Genomic DNA, 25,361 nt, shown 5'->3' with positions numbered 1-25,361 from the left:
TCTGATTTTGGCAATTTTTCGGAATCATTGCCCAATGCTTACTATTCACAGCCACAGCCCTATTCTAGGTGGGTTATGCCGAAATTGGCTGTCCAATGGAATGCACTTTGATTAAACTAGTTGTTCCTGATTTACCAATTGGAACACCAGAGGTAATTACCACCTTATCGCCCTTATTTGCTAGACCAATGTCTACAACTGTGTTCACCACATTGGTAAACATCTCTTCGGCATTGTGGACTGGTGGAATTAGCAAAGGTTCCACTCCCCAAGAAAGTGCTAGCTGGCGGTAAGCGGTGATGTCGGAGGTCAGGGCAATAATCGGAGAAGTCGGCCGATATTTAGACACCATTCTCGCCGTACTTCCTGATGTAGTGTTACAGAGAATTGCCCGTGAGCCTGTTTCATAGGCGATGCGACAGACGGATTCTGCCACAGATTCGGTAACACTAAGACTGCCTGCTTCATGACACCAGGCATGTTTGCTACCCTCATCTAAAGCCTGTTCTGTCCGCACGGCGATGTTGTGCATCATCTGGACGGCGGCGATGGGATATTGTCCGACAGCTGTTTCACCAGAAAGCATTACCGCGTCTGTTCCATCCAAAATAGAGTTAGCAACATCGGTTGCTTCGGCGCGAGTGGGATCGGGGGCGCTAATCATCGACTCTAGCATTTGGGTGGCTGTAATTACCGGCTTGCCAGCACGATTGCAACGGCGAATAATATCTTTTTGAATTAAAGGTACTTCGTGAATTGGCACTTCCACCCCTAAATCGCCACGGGCAATCATAATCGCGTCGGCAACTTTCAGAATGGAGTCAAAGTTTTCTACTGCCTCTGCTCTTTCGATTTTGGCAATTAAGCGGATCGAAGCGCCAGCAGCTTCAATCATTCGCTTGGCGGGTTCTAAGTCTTGTGGCGATCGCACGAAGGATACCGCTACCCAATCTACACCCAACTGAATCCCAAAACGCAGATCCAGTAAGTCTTTTTCGGTGATCGAACTTACAGGTAAAGGAGTTTGGGGCAGGTTTACTCCCTTATGGGTAGAAACTAAGCCACCATTTTTCACTTGTGCCCGAATGCGATCGGCATCGCGATCGGTAACTATCAATTTGACGCGACCATCATTAATCAAAATCGGTTCGCCTGGTCGCACCATTGCGAACAAAGTTGGCAATGGTAGGGGTAGTTCGTTAATACTGTCACCCTTTTCTTGCAAAACAAAGGTAACTTCAGTACCAGCTTCTAAATTTAAGCCTTCCGGTGGTAAAGTTCCCAAGCGAATTTTGGGGCCACACAGGTCTTGCATAATTGCGATCGGCTTTTGCTGCTCAGTACTAATCTGCCTGAGATAGTGAGCAGTTTGGGCGTGGAATTCATAAGCTCCATGAGAGAAATTCAGCCGTGCCACGTTCATTCCAGCTTCTACCAAGCCTTGCAGCCTTTCAGGTGCAGATGTAGCAGGTCCAACAGTACAAATAATTTTGGTTCGACGCATAGGGATTGGGGGTTGAGGAGTAAACTGCAAATTTGGATGCTTCGAGCGTAGGCGTAGCCCGTCGTAGACATCGCACAAAACATCCAAATTCACACGTGCTTCATATCACTGGTTTGCTAAATAAAAATACTAGATTCCGTTTTATTTTCGGAGTATTTACCATTTCACCCACATCCCAAAAGTCCCTAGTCAAGAGTCAGCAGTCAAAAGCTAATGACTAATGACTAATGACTAATGACTAATCAAACCACAGCTGCTGTCGGTGCGAGTTTTTCCTTCTGTGACATAGATAACATCAGGTCTATCACGCGATTTGAGTAGCCCCACTCGTTGTCATACCAGGCAATTACCTTGAAGAAGTTGGAATTCAACTCAATCCCAGCACCTGCGTCGAAGATGCTGGAATGAGTATCACCTTGAAAATCTGTAGAAACTACTTCTTCATCTGTGTAGCCCAAGATACCCTTTAGTGAACCTGCGGCGGCCTCCTTCATCGCAGCACAGATTTCCTGATAACTGGTGGCTTTGGCTGTTTTGAAAGTTAAATCAACTACAGAGACATCGGGAGTCGGAACTCGTAATGCCATCCCAGTTAACCTGCCCTTCAATTCTGGCAAAACCAGTGCTACGGCTTTCGCTGCGCCTGTTGAGGAGGGAATAATATTTTGGGATGCACCTCGACCACCCCGCCAGTCTTTCTTGCTGGGGCCGTCTACAGTTGGCTGAGTAGCAGTCATAGCATGGACTGTGGTCATTAACCCTTCAGTCACCCCAAAATTATCATTAATCACCTTAGCTATGGGAGCTAGACAGTTTGTAGTGCAGCTAGCATTGGAGACAATGATATCCTTGCCAGGGTTAAATAGGTGATGATTGACACCCATTAACAGGGTAGTAACTCTATCTGGATCTTTGGTGGGGGCAGAAATTACCACTCGCTTTGCACCTGCCTTTAGGTGGTTTGCGGCTCCTTCGTAGTCAGTGAATAGTCCGGTAGCTTCCACGACATAATCTGCACCTAATTTTCCCCAAGGTAACTCTGCTGGATTCCTCACCGACACACAAGGAATGAAATGTCCGTCAATCAGGATACCGTCTTCCTTGGCTTCAACCTTGTGCTTTAATTGACCGTGGGTTGAGTCGTACTTTAATAGGTAAGCGAGGTTATCTGGTGGTACTAGATCGTTAATGCCCACAAACTCAATATTGGGATTATCGATGCCAGCGCGAAGTACAAGTCGCCCGATTCGACCGAAGCCATTGATACCAACTTTCAATTTAGTCAAGATTAAACCTCCCGTTGTGGAAGTTGAACAAAAGGAGAAAGTTAAAAGTCAAAATAGATTGCCTTTTACTCTTTACTCTTTGATCCTGACAGTCTCAGTCAGCTAAGGCATATTTACTTGGCATATTTTAAGGATTGGAGGATTGGGGATTGGGGATTGGGGATTGGGGATTGGGGATTGGGGATTGGGCATCTATTATTCTCCCCTTGTCCCCTTGTCTCCCCTGCTTCTTCCCCAGTCCCCAATTCAACTCAATTAGTAGTAGGCTGGACAAATCGCTTAATGTCACCACAGGCAATATAAGATTTGCCATCTGGTGAGGTTTTGACTTCATCAACCACGTAAAGCATTCCCTCCTCGCGAACCGATCGCGGAAAACGCATATTCCAATCCGGTTCATATCCGTCGGAAACCACTCTAGCGCGCAGCTTGCTGCCATCTTTGACACACTGAATTAAAATACTGTCCCCCACACTGTCAGTTGTGGGAAGATCGGCAGCACTGGCAGGGCCTTTAGAAGCTTTACCTGTGTTAGCTGGATGCGATTGTCTAGAGGCAACAAAGATATCTGTTTCACCGGGTTGAGCAAAACGGGTGATATTACCACGTACCCGATAGAAAGTGCGTTCGCCCTTGGCGTTGGCGAAGCCATCGCTTGAAAGTTCCAGTCCTTCAACAACATAACGTGCCCCCTCGGCACGAATGGCGCGGGGAAACTGAATGTTTTTGGTTAAATCGTAGCCTTCGGACATGACTTTAACCCGCAGTTTACCCCCTTCACGAACGCAGTGCAATTCAACACCGGAACCGACTTCATTCACAATTGGCATGGCGTACACTTCATCGCCAGTAGTGACACCGCGGCCCACCAAATCGCTGCGATTGCGCGTCATCGTCTGGTAAGTCTGATCTCGCATCTCTTTCCGTCCGGCATTGCCTAAAGCTTTTTGAGCGATCCGACTGGCGAAATATTCAAGCTGATCGATTTCTTCAGCAATTTCAAAATTCTCGTTTAACCCTTTATCCCGCAAATCTTTTACAAGCGATCGCAGGGTTTGTTCAGCTTCCTGATGCTTGCCATGTTCAGCGAGATTAAGGCCAGTCTCTTTAGCCTTAGCAATGGTAAGGCGACTCAGTTCTAAAATGATATGGCTTGTAGCAGCAAAAGCTGCTTCCTCAACAGTGCCAACTTTGGCGACGATATCTATAGTACCTGACACGCTTTGAATGCGGTCATTTTGCACAACATCAGCGCTGTAATGCAGTTTCATCACAGGTAACTCACCAACTTGAGCGCTTGCTATCCCCAGACTCAAACCGAGAAGTTTGTCTTCGCCCTCGTAAAGCTCTCCCAAGGTAATGACAGCTTGACTGGCGTCATTCTGGCTAACTTTAGCCAGACTTAAGGTATCAACCAGGCTGACACCATCAGCCAATTCCAGTGTTACCTTGAGGTTCTGTCCCACTACTGCTCGGAGACTGTCTAGCTCAATACTAAACACTTCGGTTGCTTCGTCGATGCTCTGAATAAAGTAAAAGTTGCCCGTAGCGGCTCTTGCCATACCAATCAGCAAGTCTTCATTGAAACCCTGAGCAAAGCCTAACGTAGTTGTGATAATGCCTTCTTCAGCTTTTTGTCCCGATGTCGCCGTCAGTATTTTAGGGTCTTGAATGCCCATATTGGCGTGACCATCAGTAAGCAGGAGAACACGGTTGATTTTTTGGGGATCGAGTCGCGTTTTCACGTGTTCGCAGCCTTTGAGCCATCCCCCTGATAAGTTGGTAATACCGCCTGCTCTCACCTTGCGGATGGAATTTTTGAGTGCGGCTTTGTTAGTCACAGACTGTGGTGGTATAACACTATCCACTTCATCGTCGTAAACAACTACTGAGAGAATGTCATCTGGCTCAAGTTGCTCTACCACAGACTCAGCAGCTTTGAGTGCGTGATGCAAGGGAGCGCCTGCCATAGAGCCGGAACGATCAATTACAAGCGAAAGGTTAAGGTTACGTCGAGGAGATTTAGCTATGTCAGCACCAAAACGTAGCAGAATATTAGTCTTTAATGTAGATCCTGCGGCGAGGATAGACTGGTCAAATTCGTAACTTGTCTTAATCATTTTTTATATCCTTCATCATTGTTTACTATCAGCTACAAGTCTTGTGATGCACAGACAGTAAGTGCTTTATTTAGTTTACCCAAAAATATTTTTTTCAGTAAAAAACATTATATTTAATGTAATATTTTATAGTTAAAATTTTTAGCTAGCTTAGACAAAACTCGTCATAGACATCCGGTACTCAAAGGCGATCGCACACACTGGTCAACTTCTTCCCTACAGACGCTGCGCGTAGCAGGGGTACGAAAAAGTCAAAAGTCACGCATTCAAAAGTCAAAAATTTACCAAGCCCATAAATAAATTTACTTACTCTGTACGTTTTTCTTTCTCGTCACAATTGCGGGAAACTAAAAGCAGATATATTCAAAAAGGAGAACCTAATGAGTTGGACTAAAGTTTTTGCAGTTGAAGCACTTTCCCCAGGTGCATTCGCTGTGCATTACAAGCTATGTGCAGCAGTAACTACAGGACAATGGTGACATAGAAAAAATCGCGAGTGTCTACAACAAGAGTGAGCGAATGGTCTAGAGTAAGCGGATTCAAATGCACTTGGCAAATAAAGATAAATTATAAAAATTTGCCTGTCTTTTCAATGTTTATTCATCATTGAAGGTGCAGGTTCAAAACTACATTTTTACTTAAATTGACCAAAAGAGTTTATAGCATTTAGTTAATTTTAAATGCTTCAACTTTTACAGCTTTTTAATTAAACTATAAACTTACTTTATTCACTTCAATAACTCCATGAGTGTTGCTATATATCTATTTATATCATTCTCATCAAATTCCTAAATAAAGCTTAATTGTAATAAATTTATAATTAACAATATTGCAGTAAGCCTTAACCTAAATTTGTACTAACTTTAACTCAACCTTTGCTTACACTGTATGTCTTAGTAAGAAAATTGTGTAGTAACTATCTTAAAATACTGTATGCCAATCGGGTTTAAGACGTATTGTTACTATTAATCCAGAGATAAAAGTCAAATTGGAGGTTCTTACGAGTTGCTGTTTGCTGCATTAAGTATTGGAGATTCATAAAACTGCAACTAACCCAATTACATATACTCTGAACCAAATTAACCGGAGCGTAGACACATGAGATGCACAGATGCTGCTTGAATAACGGAAAACTAATACAGTTCGGCGTACATAAACCACCCATTCAAAATCAATGAAACGCTTGCGCTGTATTAATTTTGAATTTTGAATTTTGAATTCTGCCTTGCGGTACTAAGTGTCTACGCCACAGCATGACATTTACATATTTTCTGTGGTGTTTTTTTAACTATTCTTGAGGAGTACAAATGCTTGAGGCTATCGCTGTTGCTTGGTTATTACTGTTTTTTGGCGATTTTTTATCTACATTCTTTTACCATGTACCTGAGCACGTTTTTGGTAGCCTTCATTTAAAAACGCACCACTCCTGGAAAAAGGACTTCCGCCACTATGCTATTTTGACTCTTAATTCCCAGGTTCTTTTAGATGGTATTTTAGGAGCTTTACCTTATATAGTTATAGCAGTAGTTTTATGGTCTTTCTCTCCCATTGGCGTTATCTCTGGATTACTGCTTGGTCAGTTTCATGTATGGTGGAGACATATAAGTGTACTTGGTTGGCAAACTCCAAAGCCTGTAAATATCTTATGTCAAATTCTATTTATTACCACTCCTGAGAGACACTGGTTACATCATTACAAAACTAATTTAGGTTTCGGCGATATTTTCACCTTCTTTGAACAACCTGCACAAATGTGGTTGCGCTGGCTGCGATTACTCAGACTTCGTTTTCGTGACTCTCGGATATAACTAAAATTAGCGCTTACCTAAATACTTTTTAAAATTACCAAAAGCAGCTGCGATCGCAGCTGCTTTTGGTATCTTCAAGTCGATTATTCTACTCTTATAAATGCGTTCACTTGTATACTCAAAAGCTAATTCTTAATTATATGAGGAGTAGCAACAAAAGATATTAGCTTACCATAGACTTAAACCTATGCTTTGCTCTAATTAATAATTTTTTACTTATAGATTTTTTATAACTTCTCAAACAGTAAGCAAGTTATAAGAACGGAAGAATGTCTCTGGTAAAGAGTTTAAAGGTATTAGCTACGGCCCGACTTCGCTGTTATATCGCTAAGGTTTTTGGGAAAACTAGTTTTAATTAGTAAACTATTATATCCCTAGGTTTTTATGACAATTCCTCTGTTTTCGGGAGATGCTAGGCCTAGCTTGCTTATGCAAAGGAGTACAGATAGCTACGGCGAAGGTAGCAGGAGGTTGAAATACAGTGTAGGTTTCTCTTTGACACACTACTCCAACGAACCAACACTGATTGTGAGAAATTTGCAACCTACTCTAGATGAGGTGTTTCATGCCCGCAGTTAGCCTCAGAAAGATGCTTAACAAAAAAGAGTTGCCATCTCTGCTTCATAACTTAGTCTACCAGTTCAACATCGCGATTGATGTTGAACTGGTAGACGGCACAAAACTGATTAGCATTGGGAAGCAAACTGTAGAAAACCGTTATCCAATCGAGGTTTCAGGAGAAATCATCGGTTGGGTTGTTGGAGAAGAACAGGCAACTATACTTGCAAATTTGCTCTCATTTCTGGCAAAGCAGGAAGCTGAGAAGAAAGTACTTGCTAAAGAATTGCTGGAGCGATATCAGGAAATTGATTTGTTTGACGATATCTCGACTCAACTGACAACAAGTTTAGATACGCGACAGATTGCCCAACTTGTGCTTCAAGAATTGAGTCAATTAATTGAATCATCTGCGGGGATGATTCTGCTTTTGAGTTCAGATGCAACCACGTTTGAAATCATTGCTGAATTTGGAGTGTTTTTTGATCGCAGTCAGCCGGAACCAGGTAAGGGAATTATTGGCAACATTGTGCAATTCAACCGAGCAGAACTCGTCAATGATGTGCAAGCCGATCCGCGTTTAGAGGGGCAAAAAAACGTTAATGCCATGATTTGTGTACCGTTGCGAGCTAAAGAGCGGGTACTGGGAGCGATCGCTATTGGAACGACCAAAACTGACTCATACAAGGCTGAACACTTGAAACTTGTGAGTATCTTTGCCTCTCAAACTGCGATCGCTATTGAAAAAGCACAGCTTTACGAGCAAAGCACTCAAGCAGCCGTCCAGGCGAAAGCTCAGACACAAAGGCTTCAGCAAGCTCTCCATGAGTTGCAATTGGCCCAAACTCAATTAATCCAAAGCGAAAAAATGTCAAGTTTAGGGCAACTCATTGCCGGAGTTGCCCATGAAATCAACAACCCGGTTAACTTTATTTGCGGCAATTTAAAGTATGTTGCCGAATACGCCCAAGACTTGTTACATCTGTTGGAAAAGTATCAGAAATTCCTACCTGTTGCTCCTCCAGAACTGGAATCAGAGTTAGACAATATAGACCTAGAATTTATCATGCAGGATTTCCCCAAACTGCTAGATTCGATGAAACTGGGCACAGGTCGCATCGTCGAAATTGTCCAATCCCTAAAAAACTTCTCCCGCCATGATGAAGCTGAAATGAAAACCGTGAACATCCACGATGGCATCGATGGAACGCTAATGATTCTTCATCATCGCCTGAAAGCAGATGCTCATCGTCCGGCAATTGAAATCGTTAAAGACTATGCAAAACTTCCCCTGATTGAATGCTATCCCGGACAGTTGAATCAGGTGTTTATGAACATCCTGGCAAATGCCATTGATGCTTTGGAAGAAAGTATGGAAAATTGGGGAGTCAAAAATAATTCTCATTACCCCTTATCCCCAGAGGGGGCCCCACCTTCCCCAACCCCCAATGCCCAAATCACTATTCGTACCAAAGTCTTAGACCAACAGTGGGTTGTAATTCGCATTGCTGACAACGGTCCAGGCATGAAGGAGGAGGTAATTCGCCGCATTTACGATCCCTTCTTCACCACCAAAGATGTTGGCAAGGGAACGGGGTTAGGCATGGCAATCAGCTACCAAATTATTGTAGACAAACATGGGGGAATGCTTAAGTGTCGTTCTCAACCAAGTGAAGGGACAGAATTTTGGATTCAGATCCCAGTAAATTGTGCATTGACAAATGCTGCTGAAGAACAAAATAGCACCTCTGCCTTGCCAACTCCCACAACAGAATTATCTCCTACTCCTGATACCGACGGCTTCATTTCATCAACAGTTCCAATACTTAAACCAACGGAGCTGCTGATCCGCCATACTCAACTGATTGAGCGACTTTCACAGCACAATCCAGATGTGGAAATAGCATCACCCGATCAAATTTACCAGATGTTTCAACGCCAGCCAATTTCCTTAAAGCTTTACGCCACTTTGTTGTCTTGGTTCTGTTGTTTTAATTCTACCCAAATACGCCACTAAAGAAACCTTAACCATGTTTAAGCAACTTGATGAATACAACACTCAGCTATTTGAACAATGTCCTGTTGGGCTAGTACTATGCCGAACAGATGGGACACTAATTAACATCAACCCCGCCTATGCTGCTATTTTAGGGCGTACTGTTTCAGAAACCCTAAATCTCAGCTACTGGCAAATTACTCCAGAAAATTATGCCGCCAAACAAGCCCTGTTAGAGAACCTAGAACGGACTGGTCGCTACGGACCCGATGAGAAAGAGTTCATCCATAAAGACGGGCATCTCGTTCCGGTTAGGGTTTCCGGACTCATGATTGACAAAGATGGAGAGCGCCTAATCTGGTCAAGTGTAGAAGATATTAGCGACCTCAGGCGTGTCCAGCAGGAACGTCAACACTCCGAAAAAATCTTGAAAAAGAGCGAAGCACGATACCGCTCTCTGGTCAAAACTAACACGCAAATTATCTGGGTCAGCACACCAGAAGGAATTTGCTTTGAATTGACAGACTGGATCGCCTACACAGGTCAAAGTTTAGCTGAAGCTGAAAATGGGGGCTGGATTGATGCTGTACATCCCGACGATCGCCCCTACACTGGAGAAGCCTGGGGTGTTGCTGTAGCAAACCTGAGTATGTATCAAGTTGAATACCGAATTAGAGGTAAGGATGGCAACTATCGCTACTTTTGGGTCTGGGGTGCCCCTGTGATCGAAGATGATGGTAGCGTTCAAGAGTGGATTGGTACCTGCACCGATATTCACGATCGCAAGCAGGCAGAAGCCGAAAATCAGCGTCTTAAAGAACGATATCGCTCGTTAGTAACTGCTACTTCACAAATTGTCTGGGGAGGTACCGCAAAAGGAATGGCAGTAAGCAGTGAAATGCTCACCTGGATAGCCTATACGGGGCAGAGCGAAGCTGAGGTGGAGGGTTTGGGCTGGATTGATCCAATTCACCCCGATGACCGTGCCGGCTCCACAGAAGTTTGGAATGCTGCTATGGCGAACCGAAGTATCTACCAAACCGAATATCGGCTGCGTGGCAAGGATGGTACATACCGCTACTTCTCTGTTTGTGGTACCCCCGTCCTGGAAGAAGACGGCAGCATTCGGGAATGGATTGGCACTTGTACTGATATTCACGATCGCAAGCAGGCAGAAGCTGAAAATCAACGTTTATTGGATATGTTGAATCATTCCAGCGATGCGATCATCGTCCGCGATATGAGCGAGAAAATCTTGTACTGGAATCACGGTGCCGAAACTCTCTACGGTTGGACACGTGAGGAAGTAAAAGGCCAATACATTCACGCATTTATTAAAAAAACTTTTCCAAAACCAAAACAAGAGATCGTAGCAGACTTATTACAGCAAGGCAATTGGGAAGGAGAAGTGCAACACCAGACTCATGAGGGCAAACTGATTACCGTGCAAAGCCGATGGACGTTGCAACGGGACATCTCTGGCCAGCCCTGCGCGGTGCTGGAAATTAATACTGACATCACTGGCCGCAAACAAGCAGAAATCGCTCTGCGGCAACTCAATCAAGAACTGGAAGCCAGAATTGCGGAGCGGACGGCTGCTATGCAAAATACCCTAGCAGAAGCACAGGGATTAAATGCCATTTTAGATAACTTAGCAGATGGTTTGTTAGTAGCAGACACCGCAGGACAAATTACCCACTTCAATCCTGCCTTTTTAGCCATGTATGGATTGACAGCTACCGCTCTCAATGGTCACTACCGAGAATTGCCGATATCTGGTTTAGCAGACTTGGTTGCACGAACTCAGTCCCATCCCCAAGAGGTTTTCTCTGCGGAAGTTGCACTGACCAAAGAACGCATTGGTCAAGCAGTGGCAACCGCCATTTTCAAAAAGACAGCAGACTCAGAACCCTCTGCCTGCTTCAGTTCAGCACTGTTGATTCGAGATGTGACGGCAGAAAAGGAAATCGACCAGATGAAGACCGATTTCATCTCAACAGTTTCTCATGAACTGCGGACGCCACTGACTTCTGTCCTCGGTTTTGCGTCCATCATTCAAGAAAAGCTGCAAACCGATGTGTTCCCAATGATTTCTACCGAAGACCGCAAGCTTCAAAAAACGATTAAGCGGGTGGCTAACAATCTCAACATTATTGTCTCGGAAGCAGAACGGCTCACGTCTTTGATTAACGATGTCCTGGACATCGCTAAGATGGAAGCAGGTAAAGTGGAATGGCAGATGCAGCCGATTGATCCCAGCGAATTATTGGATTGGGCAAGCAATTCTACTGCCGGGTTATTTGAAACCAATGGCTTGCAATTGGTGTGCGAGATTGAACCTGGACTGCCTCAAATAGTAGGCGATCGCAACCGTTTGCTGCAAGTTTTAATCAACCTGATTTCCAATGCCGTTAAGTTTACCGAATCTGGTTGTGTCACCTGCCGCGTCAAACAAGGAAACGACGGTGTTTGCTTCAGCGTCATTGACACAGGCATTGGAATCGCGCCTGAAGACCAGCCGAAAGTATTCGAGAAATTCCGCCAAGTTGGCGACACTCTCACCGACAAACCTAAAGGCACAGGATTAGGACTGCCCATCTGTAAACAAATCGTCGATCATCACGCAGGTAGAATCTGGGTTGAGAGTGAACCAGGTAAAGGCAGCATATTCTCGTTTATCATTCCCACCTACACCAGCGATCAAAAAAATACTGCTAATCTGAATTTAGATACACTAGTCAAACAACTTAAAGAACACGTCATCACCAAAAATGCTGTGCCCAACCAAAACCGTAAAACTATTTTGGTTGTAGATGATGACGCTAACATTCGGGAACTGCTCCGTCAACAACTGGAAAACGAAGGCTATAATGTTCACGAAGGAAAGGACGGCATGGATGCAATTCATCAAATCAAAATATCCCACCCTGATCTCATCCTCTTGGACGTGATGATGCCCCAAATCAACGGCTTCGATGTGGCAGCCGTTCTCAAAAACGATCCTCAAACCGCAGATATTCCGATTATTATTCTGTCAATTATTGAAAACAAAGAACGGGGCTATCATATTGGCATTGATCGCTATCTCACCAAGCCCATTGACACAGAAAAACTCCTTAACGAAATTGGCTCACTGCTTTACCAAGGCACTTCTAGTAAAAAGGTATTGGTTGTAGATAAAAATGCATCAGCCTTAAAAACCCTATCAGATGTGCTGCAAACTCAAGGATACAACGTGATTGAAGCTTCCGATCCGCAAGAATGCATTTATAAAGCCCTGTCAGCCAAACCTGACATGATTATCATTGATTCTATCTTTTCTCAAGAAGCCGATTTGGTAAAAACTCTACGGTTCGAGAAGGAGTTGCAAAATGTATTTTTTATTATGCTGTCTGAACAGTAATTGCTAGGGAGTGGGGATTGGAGACTGGGGACTGGGAAGGAATTATTCTAATCCTCAATCCTTAATTTTCAATGCCCAATACCCAATACCCAATACCCAATACCCAATACCCAATACCCAATACCCAATACCCAATACCCAATCCCTATGACCCAGAAAATTCTAATTGTTGACGATGAACCTAATATCTTGATTTTGATGGAACAAGCCTTAGAAGCATTAGAAGATGAGGGTGTTGAACTTCTAACTGCTAGAAATGGAGAAGAAGCTCTCGAAACTATCAAAACTGAAAAACCAAACCTGGTTTTTCTTGATGTGATGATGCCGAAAATGAATGGTCTGCAAGTCTGCCATATTGTCAAAAACGATCTGCAAATGGCTGACATCTACATTGTCATCTTGACAGCTAAAGGACAGGAATTTGATAAACAAAAAGGAATTGAGGTTGGTGCAGACTTATATTTAACTAAACCATTTCGTCCCAAAGAAGTACTTGAAAAATCAATGCAAGTGTTGGGTTTTTGAGAAAAGTTACGAAGGCTTTTCATCTGCGATCGCAGTACTTAGAACAATCTGACTTTTCACGGTATTTGGAAAACCTCTGTTCTTCATCTCTCTTTTAGAAGGCTATCCATTAGTCACATCTTTCTTTACAATCTTGAAACGCTTGTTTTAAGATTTACTGACTGTTTAACACAAGTATCTACAGAATTACCAAACGAAACTTTATGAAGTTAATTTAAAAAGCCAATACCGTGCAACTTCCTTGTTCTGTCGAGGTGGCGATCGCAATTAGACGATCGCAAGCGGCATTACAGGGAGAATAAGCCATCACCGAGCGAGATAAAGTTAACAACATTGGCTTTCTCAACTTTTGATCTGGCTTCCTTGTGCCAACTAAAGTAAGAAATTAAGTCAAGCCTACCCATAAGAGGCTCCGCTGCTTGTTCAATCAGAAGGTAATTCTGGGAAACCTTAATTTGTGAGAGTGAGAGGCTTTTGCCAGAAGGAACTAGAATTAGGAAACACCTAGCTGGGTTCTTCTGAGTTTTGAAATTAGGAGTGCATGTGTGCCAAAATTCCCTAAATATTTGCTGATTGGATCGACCGAGACTTACAGCGGTAAATCTGCAACTGTTCTGGGTTTGTCTCATCAGCTACAGCAAAAAGGTCTGGATATTAGCTACGGTAAACCACTCGGTACGTCTTTCAATTCGTCTAGTGGAACCGTAATTGAGGAAGATGTCCAGTTCATCGCTCTTAGCCTCAATTTGCCGGAAAACCGCGTTGTACCTACAATGCTGGCTTTGGATGAACCAAATGTGCAAAAGCGCTTGCGAGGGGAAGACAAAACCGATTATCAGCAGTCCCTAATACAGCAATATTTGCATAAGTCTCAAGGAGATTTAGTGTTACTGGAGGGGCCTGGTAATTTGTCCGAAGGCAATTTGTTTGACTTGTCTTTGCTGCAAATGGCTGAAGTATTGGATGCTGGCGTGCTGTTAGTAAGCCGCTATAAATCCTTACTTTCAGTTGAGGCGCTATTGGCTGCAAAACAGCGTCTGGGCGATCGCTTGATTGGAGTTGTCATCAATGATATCCCTGTTACTCAACTAGAAGCGGTTGACACTCTCTTGCGTCCATTTTTGGAACAGCAGGAGATTCCGGTGCTAGGAATGCTGCCGAATAGCGATTTGCTCCGTAGTGTGAGTGTTGGCGAACTAGTCAAGCAGTTAAAAGCTGATGTTCTCTGTCGCAATGATCGCATGGATTTGTTGGTGGAAAGTCTGGCAATTGGAGCGATGAATGTCAATTCAGCTGTGAAATATTTCCGCAAACGCCAGAATATGGCAGTGGTGACAGGAGGCGATCGCGTGGAAATTCAGCAAGCGGCTTTGGAAACTTCTACCCAATGTTTAATTCTCACCGGACAACTACCACCCCCACCGTTCATTCTCAGTCGCGCTGAAGAACTAGAAATCCCCATTTTGTCTGTTGACTTAGACACCCTCACCACTGTAGAAATTGTTGACCGCACTTTTGGTCAAGTCCGTGTCCACGAGCCGATTAAGGTTCTGTATATTCGCCAGTTGATGTCCCAGCATTTTGACATTGACCGCTTGTTATCTAAACTAGATTTAACTCCGGCAGAGGCATTGTCTTAGATTCATCGACTCAAACTATTAAGAGCATCAATGCTCAGTTATCAGTTAGGAGGCTGTATATCTGGTGAGGGTACAGCTGGTTCGCCGTCACCTCCTAGACGACGGCGTGCTGTTTCCTTGTGCCCCATAGCTGGTACGTGCTTAGTTGCAGCAGCTAATCCAAATACAGGCATATTTCCGTAAATTGCCTCATATTTTCCCGGTTCTATTAAATAAGTTTCGTGCCAAATGCCGACACTGCCATCAGCACCAATATTTTGATTAAACCTTTGCCAAGGTTTTAGATGTGCATCGGCTGGATTTCTGGCAAAACGCTCCAAATCCTCGAACGATCGCCAATACTGAATCAATCCTACCCCTCGCTAGTAAACAAAAGTTTCTCCACCTAAAAACCCTTTTTCGGGATTCTGGTAAAGGCTTCGTAACATGGGCGACATCGCTGTTGCAGTTGGAATCCACTTGGAAAAAGCAAATAATTTATTAATTCGCATCCCAATCAGAAACACAACGAAGGGTTGATCAATTTCGGCTGTAAATCGTCCCGGTATGACTTGAGGCATATACCACTCCTTGTTCTCAAGTTAGTATGCAACTAATTGCATATTAATTATCTTATGCAATTAGTTGCATAAGTCAAGTAGTGAATTTAAAATTATGGCATTAGCGCAGGCAATATTAGCGGCTCTGGTTGACGCACCCTGTAGTGGATATGATTTAGCAAAAAAATTCGATGGCTCTGTAGGTTTTTTCTGGTCAGCAAGTCACCAGCAGATTTATCGGGAGTTGGCGAAGCTAAAAGATCAAGGATGGATTAGTTTCGAGTCGATTCTTCAAGCAGGACGGCCAGATAAAAGGCTCTACAGTGTTACAGATATAGGAGAACAGCACCTTAAAGAGTGGATTGCTCAATCTTGTGAACCCACACCGATGAAAGATGATTTACTGGTAAAAATTTTTGCTAGTCATATTGTTCCTAAGCAAATTATCTTGGCAGAGCTAGAAAATCACCAAAAAGCCCATCAACAAAGATTGTCTACGTATAAGGATTTAGAACAACGTTACTTTCAGAATCCACAAGAACTGTCAGAATCAGGCAAATTTCGGTATTTTACTCTCTTAAATGGTATTAGTTACGAAACACATTGGCTAGCTTGGTGTAAGCAAGTAATGGAGTTACTGAGCTAAACAATCGAAAATTAGTAGCAATGTTTCACTCAAGTTTTCCTCGTATCTACACGCTGTTTGGTAGAATATCTGGGTCGTTTAATCTGATTTTCTTTATCTTTGAGCCAATCAACAGACCTTATTAACCTAGATACATTAGCGCAAGAACTAGCGACAATCCAGCAAACGGGTTCTAAAAGAATTGCCTTGCTGGGTTCTCGTCACGTCCCGATTACGCATCAGAATCTTATTGAAATGATGACTTATGCCCTAGTTTTATCGGGTAATCGAATCATCACTTCTGGTGCTACAGGTACAAATTCAGCTGCTATTAAGGGAGCAATGCGGGCTGATGCAAATTTGTTGACAGTGATTCTACCCCAAAGCCTGGAACGCCAGCCTTTGGAATCGCGCCAGCAACTAGAACAGGTAATGCATCTAGTCGAAAATCCCAGTAATGATAATCTGTCTCTTGCGGAAGCTAGTTACTTGTGCAACAAGGAGATTGTCTCCCGTTGCCAGCAACTAATTTGCTTTGCATTTCACGACAGTGGCACTCTGTTACAAACTTGTCAGGATGCCGAAGAACAAAGAAAAGTGGTGACGCTTTTCTACTTTGATTAGTCATTTGTCATTTGTCTTTCGTCTTCTCTTACAAAGTTCCGATGCCTACGGCAAGCTGCGCCAACGGATAGCGCAGCCTCTTCGAGTCCGCGAGCGTCGGAAACCTCCGCTCAGACTTTGCGCTTTGTTCTTTGTATTAGACTAATGACCGATGACTGATGACTAATAAACAATAACTAATAAGTAATGATAATTTTTTTGTACTCGATCGCTGCTGCTGCCTTTCTAATTTATGTGCCATTTTTGGTAGTAGCTTATGCCCGTACGCGTCTTGGACCTGAAATGTTTTCTACTCCTCGCGCTCTATTTGATAAATTGCCACCTTATGCCCAACGAGCTACTTGGGCACATGAGAACACCTTTGAAGCGTTTATGGTGTTTGCAGCAGCCGCATTGATGGCTTATGTAACTGGTGTAAATTCAACTAAGGCACAAGTGGCTGCGATCGCATTTGTGGTCGCCCGTTTGCTATACTCGATTTTTTATATTTTGAATATACCCCTTTTGCGATCGCTGATGTTTGCCATTGGCATCTTTAGCTGTATCACTCTCTTTTTCTTGAGTATCATCCAAGCTACTAGTTAACTGGGGTATGGGGACTGGGGACTAGGAAAGAATTTTCCCAATCCAAAATTGTTCGACTGAGCGAAGTCGAAGTCCAAAATCTAAAATCCAAAATATTTTATGGCTTCTACTTTTTCTTTTGATATTGTGAGCGACTTTGACCGACAAGAGTTGGTTAACGCTGTCGATCAGGTTATACGAGACATCAAAGGTCGTTATGACCTTAAAGACACTGAAACTACTGTTGAGTTAGTCGAAGAAAGCATTAACGTTAGTACTGACAGCGAGTTTACCTTAGATTCTGTACACACCATTTTGCGAGAAAAAGCCGCCAAGCGTAACCTTTCCCAAAAAATCTTTGATTTTGGCAAGGTTGAATCAGCCAGTGGTAATCGCGTGCGTCAAGAAATCAAACTAAAAAAAGGCATTAGTCAGGAAATCGCCAAACAAATTTCTAAATTGATTCGGGATGAATTCAAAAAAGTACAAGCCTCAATTCAAGGGGATGCTGTACGGGTTTCTGCCAAATCTAAAGATGACTTACAAGTAGTCATGCAGCGCTTAAAACAAGAAGACTACCCAGTTGCTTTGCAATTTACAAATTATCGTTAAAAGATTCGTAATTCGTACTTACAAATTCAATTACGAATTACGAATTATTTTAAGTCAGTCCGCCAATACTTCTTTGAAATGCGGGACGCTCAGATAACTGCTTCATATAGTTCAATACTGCTGGATAGGGGCTGAGGTCTAGTTTCAGCATCATGGGAATGTAATTCAAAATAGACCCCACTGCCACATCAGCAACAGTGAACTGATCGCCAAGTAAAAAAGGTTGCTTACCGAAAATTTCATTTAACGGAGTCAACAAGCGGGGCATTTCCCGTTCCCGATTTGCTTCTACAAAAATCCCTGGACTAAGGGTAGCATTAGCAAACAACACCCATTGAGAAAATACAGCACGTTCCTCTAATGAAAGTGAAATTTTACTATACTTATCGGTAAGATACAGCAAAATTGCTCCAGATTCCCAAAGCTGAAAATCCCCATCAACAATTGCTGGAACTTTACCAAATGGGTTAATTGCCAAATATTCAGGCTTGAGATGTTCACCCGCCTGCATATCAAGCTTGACGAATTCGTAGGGAATTTCTAATTCTTCTAAATACCAGTGAACAATTGACGCTCGACTACGAGCGCCACCGTAAAGTTTTAGCATTATTAATTAAAGCACCTTGTGAGTGTGAGAATGCTGTTTAATATTATCTTCTTTGGTGACTACTCTGGCGGCGTTTAACACCCGTTTCCGCTCAGTGGAATACTTAAATTCAGTGTAGTTTGTACCTAATGGAATCAGGGATTTTGCAGATTCACGACGCTTGTATGTACGAGCTGCTGCAAATGCCCGTGGCACAAATTCCTCTCCAAACTGAGCCGACTCTGGGAAGCCATCTGGCAACAGTTGTGAATCGCCATCCAGCACAGATCCCAAAGTTGTGGCATGAGCTAGCTTATAGGAGGTAGGAATGCCCTTTAAAAGCGCTTCTAAAGCCGCAGAAGGAATCGGCTCGATAACTTCGATTTGATAAACTTCTCCATCTTCTTTGACGAAGCAGGTTGCCAAGCCAATCACAATGTAATCATCGGTTGTTAAATCAGGAGCATTGGGATAGGAAATTGCAGTTGTCATCGGAAAACTTCTCAAAACTTAAAAATTGAATTTAGGGAATGGGGCATTGGGGATTGGGGATTGGGGATTGGGGATTAGGGATTGGGGATTAGATTAATTATTCTCCCCTGCTCACCTGCTCCTTTGCTCCCTTGCTTCCTCATCTCTTCTTTAACGAACGGCTTGTTGGCATTTTACCAATTTGCTGCTCTTACTATTGAACTCCAGTCAATAATCTAAACCATATAGGTATTTTCAATCAGGTGAGGTACGAGTATGCAAATAGATTTAACCCCCTAACCTTCTTTCCAAAGCAGGAAGGAGAAACAATTCAAAGCCTCTCTCCTAAAAAAAAGAGGTTTGGAGAAAAGTCAAAATTGCACCTCACTGTGTCGAGAATCGCTATATACAGCAGATTGCAAGTAAGTAAAGTACAAAATCCAGGACTGATTTATCAAATATAAAGAGTTTCTACCTCTTCCCTCCTGCCTCCTGCCTTCTGCCTTCTGCCTCAAAACTCAAAACTTTGTACTTCATGCAAATGAAAACTGCTGTATTGATAACTGATTATTGGTCTTTACCAAATTGCAATTGATAAACTATTTCTTCTTTTTCCGTCTTAATTTTCAAATCAGAAAGAGGTTTGGCAACACAAAGCAATACGTAACCTTGCTTTTGCAAATCTGGACTAACACCCATACCATCAGTTTGATCCACAGTTCCATCGCTTATTTGACCGGCGCAAGTCGTGCAAACACCTGCATTACAAGAACTCGGCAGTTCCAAACCAGCAGCATCGGCAACAGATAAGATCGTTTCATTTTCAGGAACTTGCAAGGTATGAATTTTGCCTTGGTGATCAATTTCTACGGTGTAAGTTTTGGGCATATACAAAACAAGCGTGATGCAACGGACAAACGTATTAGTTTATCTGAATTAGTTAAAAATATCTAGATGTTACTATAAAAAATTAGGTAAAAAGTTAACTATTATAGCAACTAATTTTGAACATTTTGTAAATTAGTAATATTATTTACTATACAATACACAAATAAATTAACTAAATTTGCTTATTATAAAGAAACGCGATCGCGTTTCTTTAGAGACTGTATCTGTAAGTCTGCCTTTTGGCATTGGTTCGATGTCTTGGAAAGTTGACACCACACAAAAGAAGGCGGCTTGGTCGCTTTATGTGGAATTGGTGACGCGCATTGCTGTGCAACCATTAGAACTTGACCAGGGTTTGGTACGAGAAGCGATGAACTCTCTTTATAGTTTATTTGGTACAACCTGCGAAGTTCTCAAAGCAGCAGGGCCAGATGTGGGTGCTGCTCGTGATTCAGTAGGGGCAATTGCGATCGCAGTGTTGAATAATGGGTTAAGGCCGTTTATTGGCTAATAGAAACAAATTTTGGTTATTCTGAAAGCAAATTCAAAAGCTATATCAGAAATTGGTACGTGATTACTCGTATTAAAAAATATACCAAAACTTAATTATTATTTTTAACTTTTGCCTTTCCCAACGGGGCTGCTTGCCATAATGCACTCACCAGCAAACTTTGGTCATTAATATTACAAGGTTGACTCTTAAGGTTACAACATTAAGCCTTAAAGTTAAAGCGATCGCTCATAGTGCTTCTCAATTGCATGGAATATAGATTATTTGTAGGGGCAAAGCAATGCTCATAAGTGTCAATTTCAGATGAAATGCTTACTCAGTATACGTTTTGCCGTACTTTTAATCCTTCCCTTTACCAAGCAACAGTGTACACAAAAGTCGAATTACCCCCTTAATCACCCCTTATGTAGTTTTCGTGCAACTTAAACATGATATTATTTGCTGAAAATGCCTTTGGTGATTAAATTCCGAGAAATCAGGGGTATAGATAAAAATTTTTGCTAAAAAAAATGTGCTTTTTGCTGAACTAGAATACAGGTCAATTGAGACAAAATAGCTTTATAAAGCTTTTAAAGGTGTAAATTTATGTCTCGAAGAAAACGTAGTTCCCGGATTATAGAAAAAGCTGAGTTTAGAGTTGCCGGACTGAAAGCTATCGATCCAAATATCAATTTTGATGATACTTACAATATGCAAAACCTGAGTCAATTAATAGACAATTTTCACAATATGCTTGATGATTATAACGCTGCTATAGCTATGCTCGACTCTTCTATAAAAAAGCTGGATGAGATGGAAAAAAACTTAAGTCAGGTTTCAGACAAAATGCTGATGGGGGTTGGTTTCAAGTACGGCAAAAACAGCAATGAATATGAACTTGCAGGTGGCGTTCGAGACAGCGAACGTATTCGTAAAAGTAGATTGACACGCTTGAAATCTAACACAGATAAAACATCAGATGAAAATGTAATAACCACCGATTAGCGCTAGGCAAAAGTCAAAATTAAAAAGGCTTATATAATCTGCTTTTAACTTTTTTATAATGGTATCTGTGAAAATTCAGTATATCCAAATCCCTGACTTCTCAAAGAAGTCGGGGATTTCTTTTATAAATGATTCAGGACTGCTATATAATAAGACTTTGCATTAACCCAGAATTTCCAAAATCTTAAAATTGAATGACCCGGTTTATACATGATAAATTTGCCAAAGATTATCTAGAAGAATTATTAAAAAATTACGGATAAATCAAAGCATCAGAAAAAGTTGCAGGAGAGATTAAAGAAATAGATGTTTTATTCACTCCTGCCCGAAACAAAAGCTCTAATATACAAGTACTGGGTTTGCTAGGAAAATTTGCCGAACATCCTGCAATTATAGAACCATTCCGCAATCCAGCTTCTACCGATGAAATCTGCGACTGTATTCTCAAATTATTAGAAATAAAGGCTCTTTTGCGACGAGAATCTAAGGTCAATAAAATCAAACTTCAGTACTCAGAAATTCCCAAATTGTGGGTTCTTACCCCAACTATATCTGAAACTAGATTATCTAGCTTTGGAACTATACAAAAAACAGGTTGGTTATCGGGAGTGCATTTTCTGCCAGATGCGTTGCGGACAGCAATTGTAGCGATACACTAACTACCCCAAACACCGGAAACTTTATGGTTAAGGCTTTTAGGAAGGGGAAGTGTGCAGTCACAAGCAATTATCGAGTTGCAAGCGTTACCATTAGATTATCCATACCAAAAAGCAACTCTCGAATTAGTTTACAACTTGCGCGAAAACTTGAGAGTAAATCAAGAATTATCAGCAGATGATAAGGAGTTAATTATGCGATTAGAACCGCTTTATCAAAAAGACAGAGAACAAGCTATACAAGAAGGAAATAAACAAGGAGAACAACGTTTAGTTATACGCTTACTTAAGCGCCGTATTGGTGAGATTGATGCATCATTAATCGAGCGAGTTCAAAGTTTATCGATTGAACGATTAGAAAATTTAGGAGAAGCATTATTAGACTTTTCTAGCGTTGCTGATTTAGAAACTTGGTTCAACCAATAATAAGAATAAATCATTATAGCTTCTACTAATTAAATAAGTTAATCAAAGCAAGCTCCTTGCTTCCTCTTAGGGGTTGGGGGTGGAATTCTATACCTACTCAACTAATCACCGCAAATTTAGATTAATGAATTTTTAAGCAATTCGGATTTTACAGCAACCCTGTTTAGTATTGCTCGTGTTCTATCAAAGTGTAAAAATATTTGGTTGACGAAAACTAAACTTTCAGTAAAAAAAATTCAAACAACCGATTATCAATAAGGCTTTTAGTAATAAAAGTAAGCTAAACTTTTATAGCCAAGTCTTACCTAAAAATATTTCATAATTAAAGGTAGAACATTCCAATGGAGAACATAAAAATGCTGGAATCATATCGTAAACACGTTGCCGAAAGAGCAGCACTCGGTATTCCCCCTTTACCATTGGATGCGAAGCAAACCTCAGAATTATGTGAATTACTGAAAAATCCGCCAAAGGGTCAAGAGGAGATATTATTACATCTATTGAGCGATCGCGTTTCTCCTGGTGTCGATCCAGCAGCTTATGTCAAAGCCGGATTTCTCACCGCGATTGCTAAAAAGGAAATCACCAGTCCTTTGATTTCGCGTATAGAAGCGGTGCAATTATTAGGGACAATGGTAGGTGGTTACAACGTGCAAGCTTTAATCGAACTGCTGCAATGGCCTACTGTATCCGTCTCAGACTCATCTGAAACACCTCTAGTAATGGGTGGACAAGGAAAAGAACCCATCGCTGCTTACGCCGCCAACGCCTTAAGCAAAATCCTCTTAGTGTACGACGCTTACCACGATATTTTAGAGTTGTCTAAAACCAATCCTTTCGCCAAGCGGGTGATTGACTCTTGGGCGGAAGCTGAATGGTTTACTACTCGCCCCACAGTAAAACAAGCAATTACTGTCACTGTTTTTAAAGTTCCTGGCGAAACCAATACCGACGATTTATCGCCCGCCCAAAGCGCTACAACTCGCCCAGATATTCCCTTACACGCCTTAGTGATGTTAGAGTCACGGCAACCGGGAAGTTTAGCAACCATTACCGAACTGAAGAAAAAAGGGCATCCTGTAGCTTACGTAGGGGATGTAGTTGGTACAGGTTCCTCGCGTAAATCTGCCATCAACTCGGTATTGTGGCACATGGGAAATGATATACCTTTTGTACCAAACAAACGCGCTGGGGGTTATGTTTTAGGTGGTGCGATCGCGCCAATCTTCTTTAACACAGCAGAAGATGCCGGTGCTTTGCCTATTCAGTGCGATGTCACCAAACTAGAAACTGGCATGGTAATTACCATCCATCCCTACAAAGGCGAAATCACTAACGAAGCAGGCGAAGTCATTTCCACCTTTGCCCTCAAACCTGATACCATCCTCGATGAAGTCCGCGCAGGTGGACGCATCCCCCTACTTATCGGCCGTACCCTCACTGATAAAACTCGTCTTGCACTCGATTTAAAACCCAGCACCGTTTTTACCCGTCCTCAGCAAGCCATCGATACAGGTAAAGGCTACAGTTTAGCCCAGAAAATGGTAGGTAAAGCTTGCGGATTACCTGGGGTGCGTCCCGGCACATCCTGCGAACCAATCATCACTACTGTTGGTTCTCAAGATACCACAGGCCCGATGACCCGCGACGAATTGAAAGAACTCGCCTGTCTTGGTTTCAGTGCAGACTTAGTGATCCAAAGTTTCTGCCACACAGCAGCTTATCCTAAACCAGTAGACATCAAAACCCATCACGAACTGCCTGATTTCTTTGCTTCTCGTGGCGGTGTCGCCCTCCGCCCCGGTGATGGTATCATCCACTCTTGGTTAAATCGGATGCTGCTACCCGACACCGTGGGAACTGGCGGCGACTCTCACACCCGCTTCCCCTTGGGTATATCCTTCCCCGCCGGTTCTGGGTTGGTAGCCTTTGCAGCCGCCTTGGGTGTCATGCCTTTAGATATGCCAGAGTCAGTATTGGTAAGATTCAAAGGTGAATTGCAACCAGGTATCACCCTGCGCGATGTCGTGAATGCCATACCCTACGTAGCAATTCAAAAAGGTTTGCTGACAGCAGAGAAGCAGAACAAGAAAAATGTCTTCTCTGGGCGAATTATGGAAATAGAAGGTTTGCCAGATTTAAAAGTTGAACAAGCCTTTGAACTCACCGATGCTAGCGCCGAACGTTCTTGTGCCGGATGCACTATTAAGCTGAGTGTAGAGACAATTTCTGAATATCTGCGTTCTAACGTGGCGCTGCTAAAAAATATGATCGCACGCGGTTATCACGATCCGCGTACCATGCTGCGGCGTGTAGCCAAGATGGAAGAATGGTTAGCAAATCCCGTGTTATTAGAAGGCGATGCCGATGCCGAATATGCGGAAATAATTGAAATTGATTTGAACGAAATCAAAGAACCAATTGTTGCTGCTCCCAATGACCCGGATAATGTGAAATTATTATCGGAAGTTGCTAATGATCCAGTGCAAGAAGTATTCGTCGGTTCTTGTATGACAAATATCGGTCATTATCGGGCAACAGCTAAAGTTTTAGAAGGCGCAGGTGAAGTGAAAACTCGTCTTTGGATAGCACCACCAACCCGCATGGATGAACACCAATTAAAAGAAGAAGGTGTATACAGCGTTTTTGAGGCTGCGGCTGCGCGGACAGAAATACCAGGATGTAGTTTGTGCATGGGTAATCAGGCGCGAGTTGCTGATGGCACAACAGTATTTTCTACCTCTACCCGCAATTTTAATAATCGCATGGGTAAAGATGCACGAGTGTATCTTGGTTCAGCAGAATTAGCCGCAGTTTGTGCGCTGCTAGGACGGCTTCCCACAGTGCAAGAGTATTTGGATATTGTGGCGAGAAGAATTCATCCTTTTGCAGATGATTTGTATCGGTATTTGAACTTCGATCAAATTGTCGGTTTTGAGGATGAAGGGCGCGTGATTGCGTTGGAAGATATGCCGAAGCTTGAGGATATGGGTGTACCAGCTAGTAGTTTGCGTTAGTAAAGAATTAAAGTAGGG

The 25,361-nt window shown here is 42.5% G+C and carries 18 protein-coding genes and 3 pseudogenes; 14 read left to right on the top strand and 7 right to left on the bottom strand.

All coding sequences use genetic code 11. The features are described from left to right. Positions 1-73 precede the first annotated feature (73 nt). The 3 genes from pyk to V7K79_RS20205 all read right to left on the bottom strand — a co-directional run bounded on the left by pyk (position 74) and on the right by V7K79_RS20205 (position 4,910). Positions 74-1,504, bottom strand: coding sequence for a pyruvate kinase (gene pyk, locus V7K79_RS20215; protein WP_335049905.1), 1,431 nt, complete (start codon positions 1,502-1,504; stop codon positions 74-76). Positions 1,505-1,746: 242 nt separating this feature from the next. Continuing rightward, entirely contained in the window at positions 1,747-2,790 is a 1,044-nt protein-coding gene (gene gap / locus V7K79_RS20210) for a type I glyceraldehyde-3-phosphate dehydrogenase (RefSeq protein ID WP_335049765.1), read from the bottom strand. Positions 2,791-3,041: 251 nt separating this feature from the next. After that, a complete protein-coding gene (locus V7K79_RS20205) occupies positions 3,042-4,910 on the bottom strand; it encodes a vWA domain-containing protein (protein ID WP_335049764.1) in 1,869 nt (622 codons plus the stop codon). Positions 4,911-6,217: 1,307 nt separating this feature from the next. Between V7K79_RS20205 and V7K79_RS20200 the strand changes: the two genes are divergently transcribed. The 6 genes from V7K79_RS20200 (at position 6,218) to V7K79_RS20175 (ending at position 14,840) form a co-directional block, all read left to right on the top strand. Continuing rightward, positions 6,218-6,718, top strand: a complete 501-nt coding sequence (locus tag V7K79_RS20200; protein WP_335049763.1) for a fatty acid hydroxylase — start codon at positions 6,218-6,220, stop codon at positions 6,716-6,718. A gap of 429 nt (positions 6,719-7,147) precedes the next feature. Next, entirely contained in the window at positions 7,148-7,297 is a 150-nt protein-coding gene (locus V7K79_RS20195) for a hypothetical protein (protein ID WP_335049762.1), read from the top strand. After that, a complete protein-coding gene (locus tag V7K79_RS20190; protein WP_335049761.1) occupies positions 7,284-9,293 on the top strand; it encodes a GAF domain-containing sensor histidine kinase in 2,010 nt (669 codons plus the stop codon). Before V7K79_RS20195 ends, V7K79_RS20190 begins: the two co-directional genes overlap by 14 nt. A gap of 13 nt (positions 9,294-9,306) precedes the next feature. Then, positions 9,307-12,675 (top strand): PAS domain S-box protein, encoded by a 3,369-nt coding sequence (locus V7K79_RS20185; RefSeq protein ID WP_335049760.1) that lies wholly within the window; start codon positions 9,307-9,309, stop codon positions 12,673-12,675. Positions 12,676-12,822: 147 nt separating this feature from the next. Next, positions 12,823-13,200 (top strand): response regulator transcription factor, encoded by a 378-nt coding sequence (locus V7K79_RS20180; RefSeq protein WP_334845499.1) that lies wholly within the window; start codon positions 12,823-12,825, stop codon positions 13,198-13,200. 545 nt (positions 13,201-13,745) lie between these two features. Next, positions 13,746-14,840 (top strand): phosphotransacetylase family protein, encoded by a 1,095-nt coding sequence (locus tag V7K79_RS20175; RefSeq protein ID WP_335049759.1) that lies wholly within the window; start codon positions 13,746-13,748, stop codon positions 14,838-14,840. A gap of 41 nt (positions 14,841-14,881) precedes the next feature. Here the strand turns inward: V7K79_RS20175 and V7K79_RS20170 are convergent. Continuing rightward, positions 14,882-15,400: pseudogene (locus V7K79_RS20170) on the bottom strand (DUF4188 domain-containing protein). 94 nt (positions 15,401-15,494) lie between these two features. Between V7K79_RS20170 and V7K79_RS20165 the strand changes: the two are divergent. The 4 genes from V7K79_RS20165 to V7K79_RS20150 all read left to right on the top strand — a co-directional run bounded on the left by V7K79_RS20165 (position 15,495) and on the right by V7K79_RS20150 (position 17,804). Continuing rightward, the gene (locus V7K79_RS20165) at positions 15,495-16,025 is read left to right on the top strand and encodes a PadR family transcriptional regulator (RefSeq protein ID WP_335049758.1); all 531 of its coding nucleotides are present in this window, start codon (positions 15,495-15,497) and stop codon (positions 16,023-16,025) included. Between the two features lie 99 nt (positions 16,026-16,124). After that, a complete protein-coding gene (locus V7K79_RS20160; RefSeq protein WP_335049757.1) occupies positions 16,125-16,628 on the top strand; it encodes a DNA recombination-mediator protein A in 504 nt (167 codons plus the stop codon). Positions 16,629-16,814: 186 nt separating this feature from the next. Continuing rightward, on the top strand, positions 16,815-17,213 hold the full coding sequence (locus V7K79_RS20155; protein WP_335049756.1) for an MAPEG family protein: 399 nt from the start codon (positions 16,815-16,817) through the stop codon (positions 17,211-17,213). 99 nt (positions 17,214-17,312) lie between these two features. Continuing rightward, positions 17,313-17,804 (top strand): YajQ family cyclic di-GMP-binding protein, encoded by a 492-nt coding sequence (locus tag V7K79_RS20150; protein WP_012411046.1) that lies wholly within the window; start codon positions 17,313-17,315, stop codon positions 17,802-17,804. 49 nt (positions 17,805-17,853) lie between these two features. On the opposite strand, the gene V7K79_RS20145 is transcribed toward V7K79_RS20150, so the two are convergent. The 3 genes from V7K79_RS20145 to V7K79_RS20135 form a co-directional block, all read right to left on the bottom strand. After that, a complete protein-coding gene (locus V7K79_RS20145) occupies positions 17,854-18,411 on the bottom strand; it encodes a glutathione S-transferase family protein (protein ID WP_335049755.1) in 558 nt (185 codons plus the stop codon). Between the two features lie 6 nt (positions 18,412-18,417). Next, positions 18,418-18,882 (bottom strand): hypothetical protein, encoded by a 465-nt coding sequence (locus tag V7K79_RS20140; RefSeq protein WP_335049754.1) that lies wholly within the window; start codon positions 18,880-18,882, stop codon positions 18,418-18,420. Between the two features lie 546 nt (positions 18,883-19,428). Beyond that, positions 19,429-19,749 carry a 2Fe-2S iron-sulfur cluster-binding protein gene (locus V7K79_RS20135; RefSeq protein ID WP_335049753.1) on the bottom strand — a complete coding sequence of 107 codons (321 nt, stop codon included), beginning with the start codon at positions 19,747-19,749 and terminating at the stop codon, positions 19,429-19,431. 253 nt (positions 19,750-20,002) lie between these two features. Here V7K79_RS20135 and V7K79_RS20130 point away from each other — a divergent pair. The 4 genes and pseudogenes from V7K79_RS20130 to acnB form a co-directional block, all read left to right on the top strand. Then, a pseudogene (locus tag V7K79_RS20130) lies at positions 20,003-20,254 on the top strand (hypothetical protein); the annotation flags it as partial. 591 nt (positions 20,255-20,845) lie between these two features. After that, complete coding sequence (locus tag V7K79_RS20125; protein ID WP_335049752.1) at positions 20,846-21,244, top strand: hypothetical protein; 399 nt, start codon at positions 20,846-20,848, stop codon at positions 21,242-21,244. 194 nt (positions 21,245-21,438) lie between these two features. Continuing rightward, positions 21,439-22,326: pseudogene (locus V7K79_RS20120) on the top strand (DUF4351 domain-containing protein). A 356-nt stretch (positions 22,327-22,682) separates the two neighbouring features. Continuing rightward, a complete protein-coding gene (gene acnB / locus V7K79_RS20115) occupies positions 22,683-25,343 on the top strand; it encodes a bifunctional aconitate hydratase 2/2-methylisocitrate dehydratase (protein ID WP_335049903.1) in 2,661 nt (886 codons plus the stop codon). The last annotated feature ends 18 nt before the right edge of the window (positions 25,344-25,361 follow it).

The organism is Nostoc sp. (assembly GCF_036917575.1).
Lineage (GTDB): Bacteria > Cyanobacteriota > Cyanobacteriia > Cyanobacteriales > Nostocaceae > Nostoc.
The sequence above is the reverse complement of the archived record's forward strand: the minus strand, read 5'-3'. Positions and strand labels throughout refer to the sequence as shown.

Bases quoted from the DNA above. Each gene is read 5' to 3' on its own strand.
- V7K79_RS20135 (WP_335049753.1), bottom strand. From the start codon at position 19,749: ATGCCCAAAACTTACACCGTAGAAATTGATCACCAAGGCAAAATTCAT.
- V7K79_RS20145 (WP_335049755.1), bottom strand. From the start codon at position 18,411: ATGCTAAAACTTTACGGTGGCGCTCGTAGTCGAGCGTCAATTGTTCAC.
- V7K79_RS20150 (WP_012411046.1), top strand. From the start codon at position 17,313: ATGGCTTCTACTTTTTCTTTTGATATTGTGAGCGACTTTGACCGACAA.
- acnB (WP_335049903.1), top strand. From the start codon at position 22,683: ATGCTGGAATCATATCGTAAACACGTTGCCGAAAGAGCAGCACTCGGT.
- V7K79_RS20165 (WP_335049758.1), top strand. From the start codon at position 15,495: ATGGCATTAGCGCAGGCAATATTAGCGGCTCTGGTTGACGCACCCTGT.
- V7K79_RS20190 (WP_335049761.1), top strand. From the start codon at position 7,284: ATGCCCGCAGTTAGCCTCAGAAAGATGCTTAACAAAAAAGAGTTGCCA.
- V7K79_RS20140 (WP_335049754.1), bottom strand. From the start codon at position 18,882: ATGACAACTGCAATTTCCTATCCCAATGCTCCTGATTTAACAACCGAT.
- V7K79_RS20125 (WP_335049752.1), top strand. From the start codon at position 20,846: ATGTCTCGAAGAAAACGTAGTTCCCGGATTATAGAAAAAGCTGAGTTT.
- V7K79_RS20185 (WP_335049760.1), top strand. From the start codon at position 9,307: ATGTTTAAGCAACTTGATGAATACAACACTCAGCTATTTGAACAATGT.
- pyk (WP_335049905.1), bottom strand. From the start codon at position 1,504: ATGCGTCGAACCAAAATTATTTGTACTGTTGGACCTGCTACATCTGCA.
- V7K79_RS20155 (WP_335049756.1), top strand. From the start codon at position 16,815: ATGATAATTTTTTTGTACTCGATCGCTGCTGCTGCCTTTCTAATTTAT.
- V7K79_RS20195 (WP_335049762.1), top strand. From the start codon at position 7,148: ATGCAAAGGAGTACAGATAGCTACGGCGAAGGTAGCAGGAGGTTGAAA.
- V7K79_RS20200 (WP_335049763.1), top strand. From the start codon at position 6,218: ATGCTTGAGGCTATCGCTGTTGCTTGGTTATTACTGTTTTTTGGCGAT.
- V7K79_RS20205 (WP_335049764.1), bottom strand. From the start codon at position 4,910: ATGATTAAGACAAGTTACGAATTTGACCAGTCTATCCTCGCCGCAGGA.
- V7K79_RS20180 (WP_334845499.1), top strand. From the start codon at position 12,823: ATGACCCAGAAAATTCTAATTGTTGACGATGAACCTAATATCTTGATT.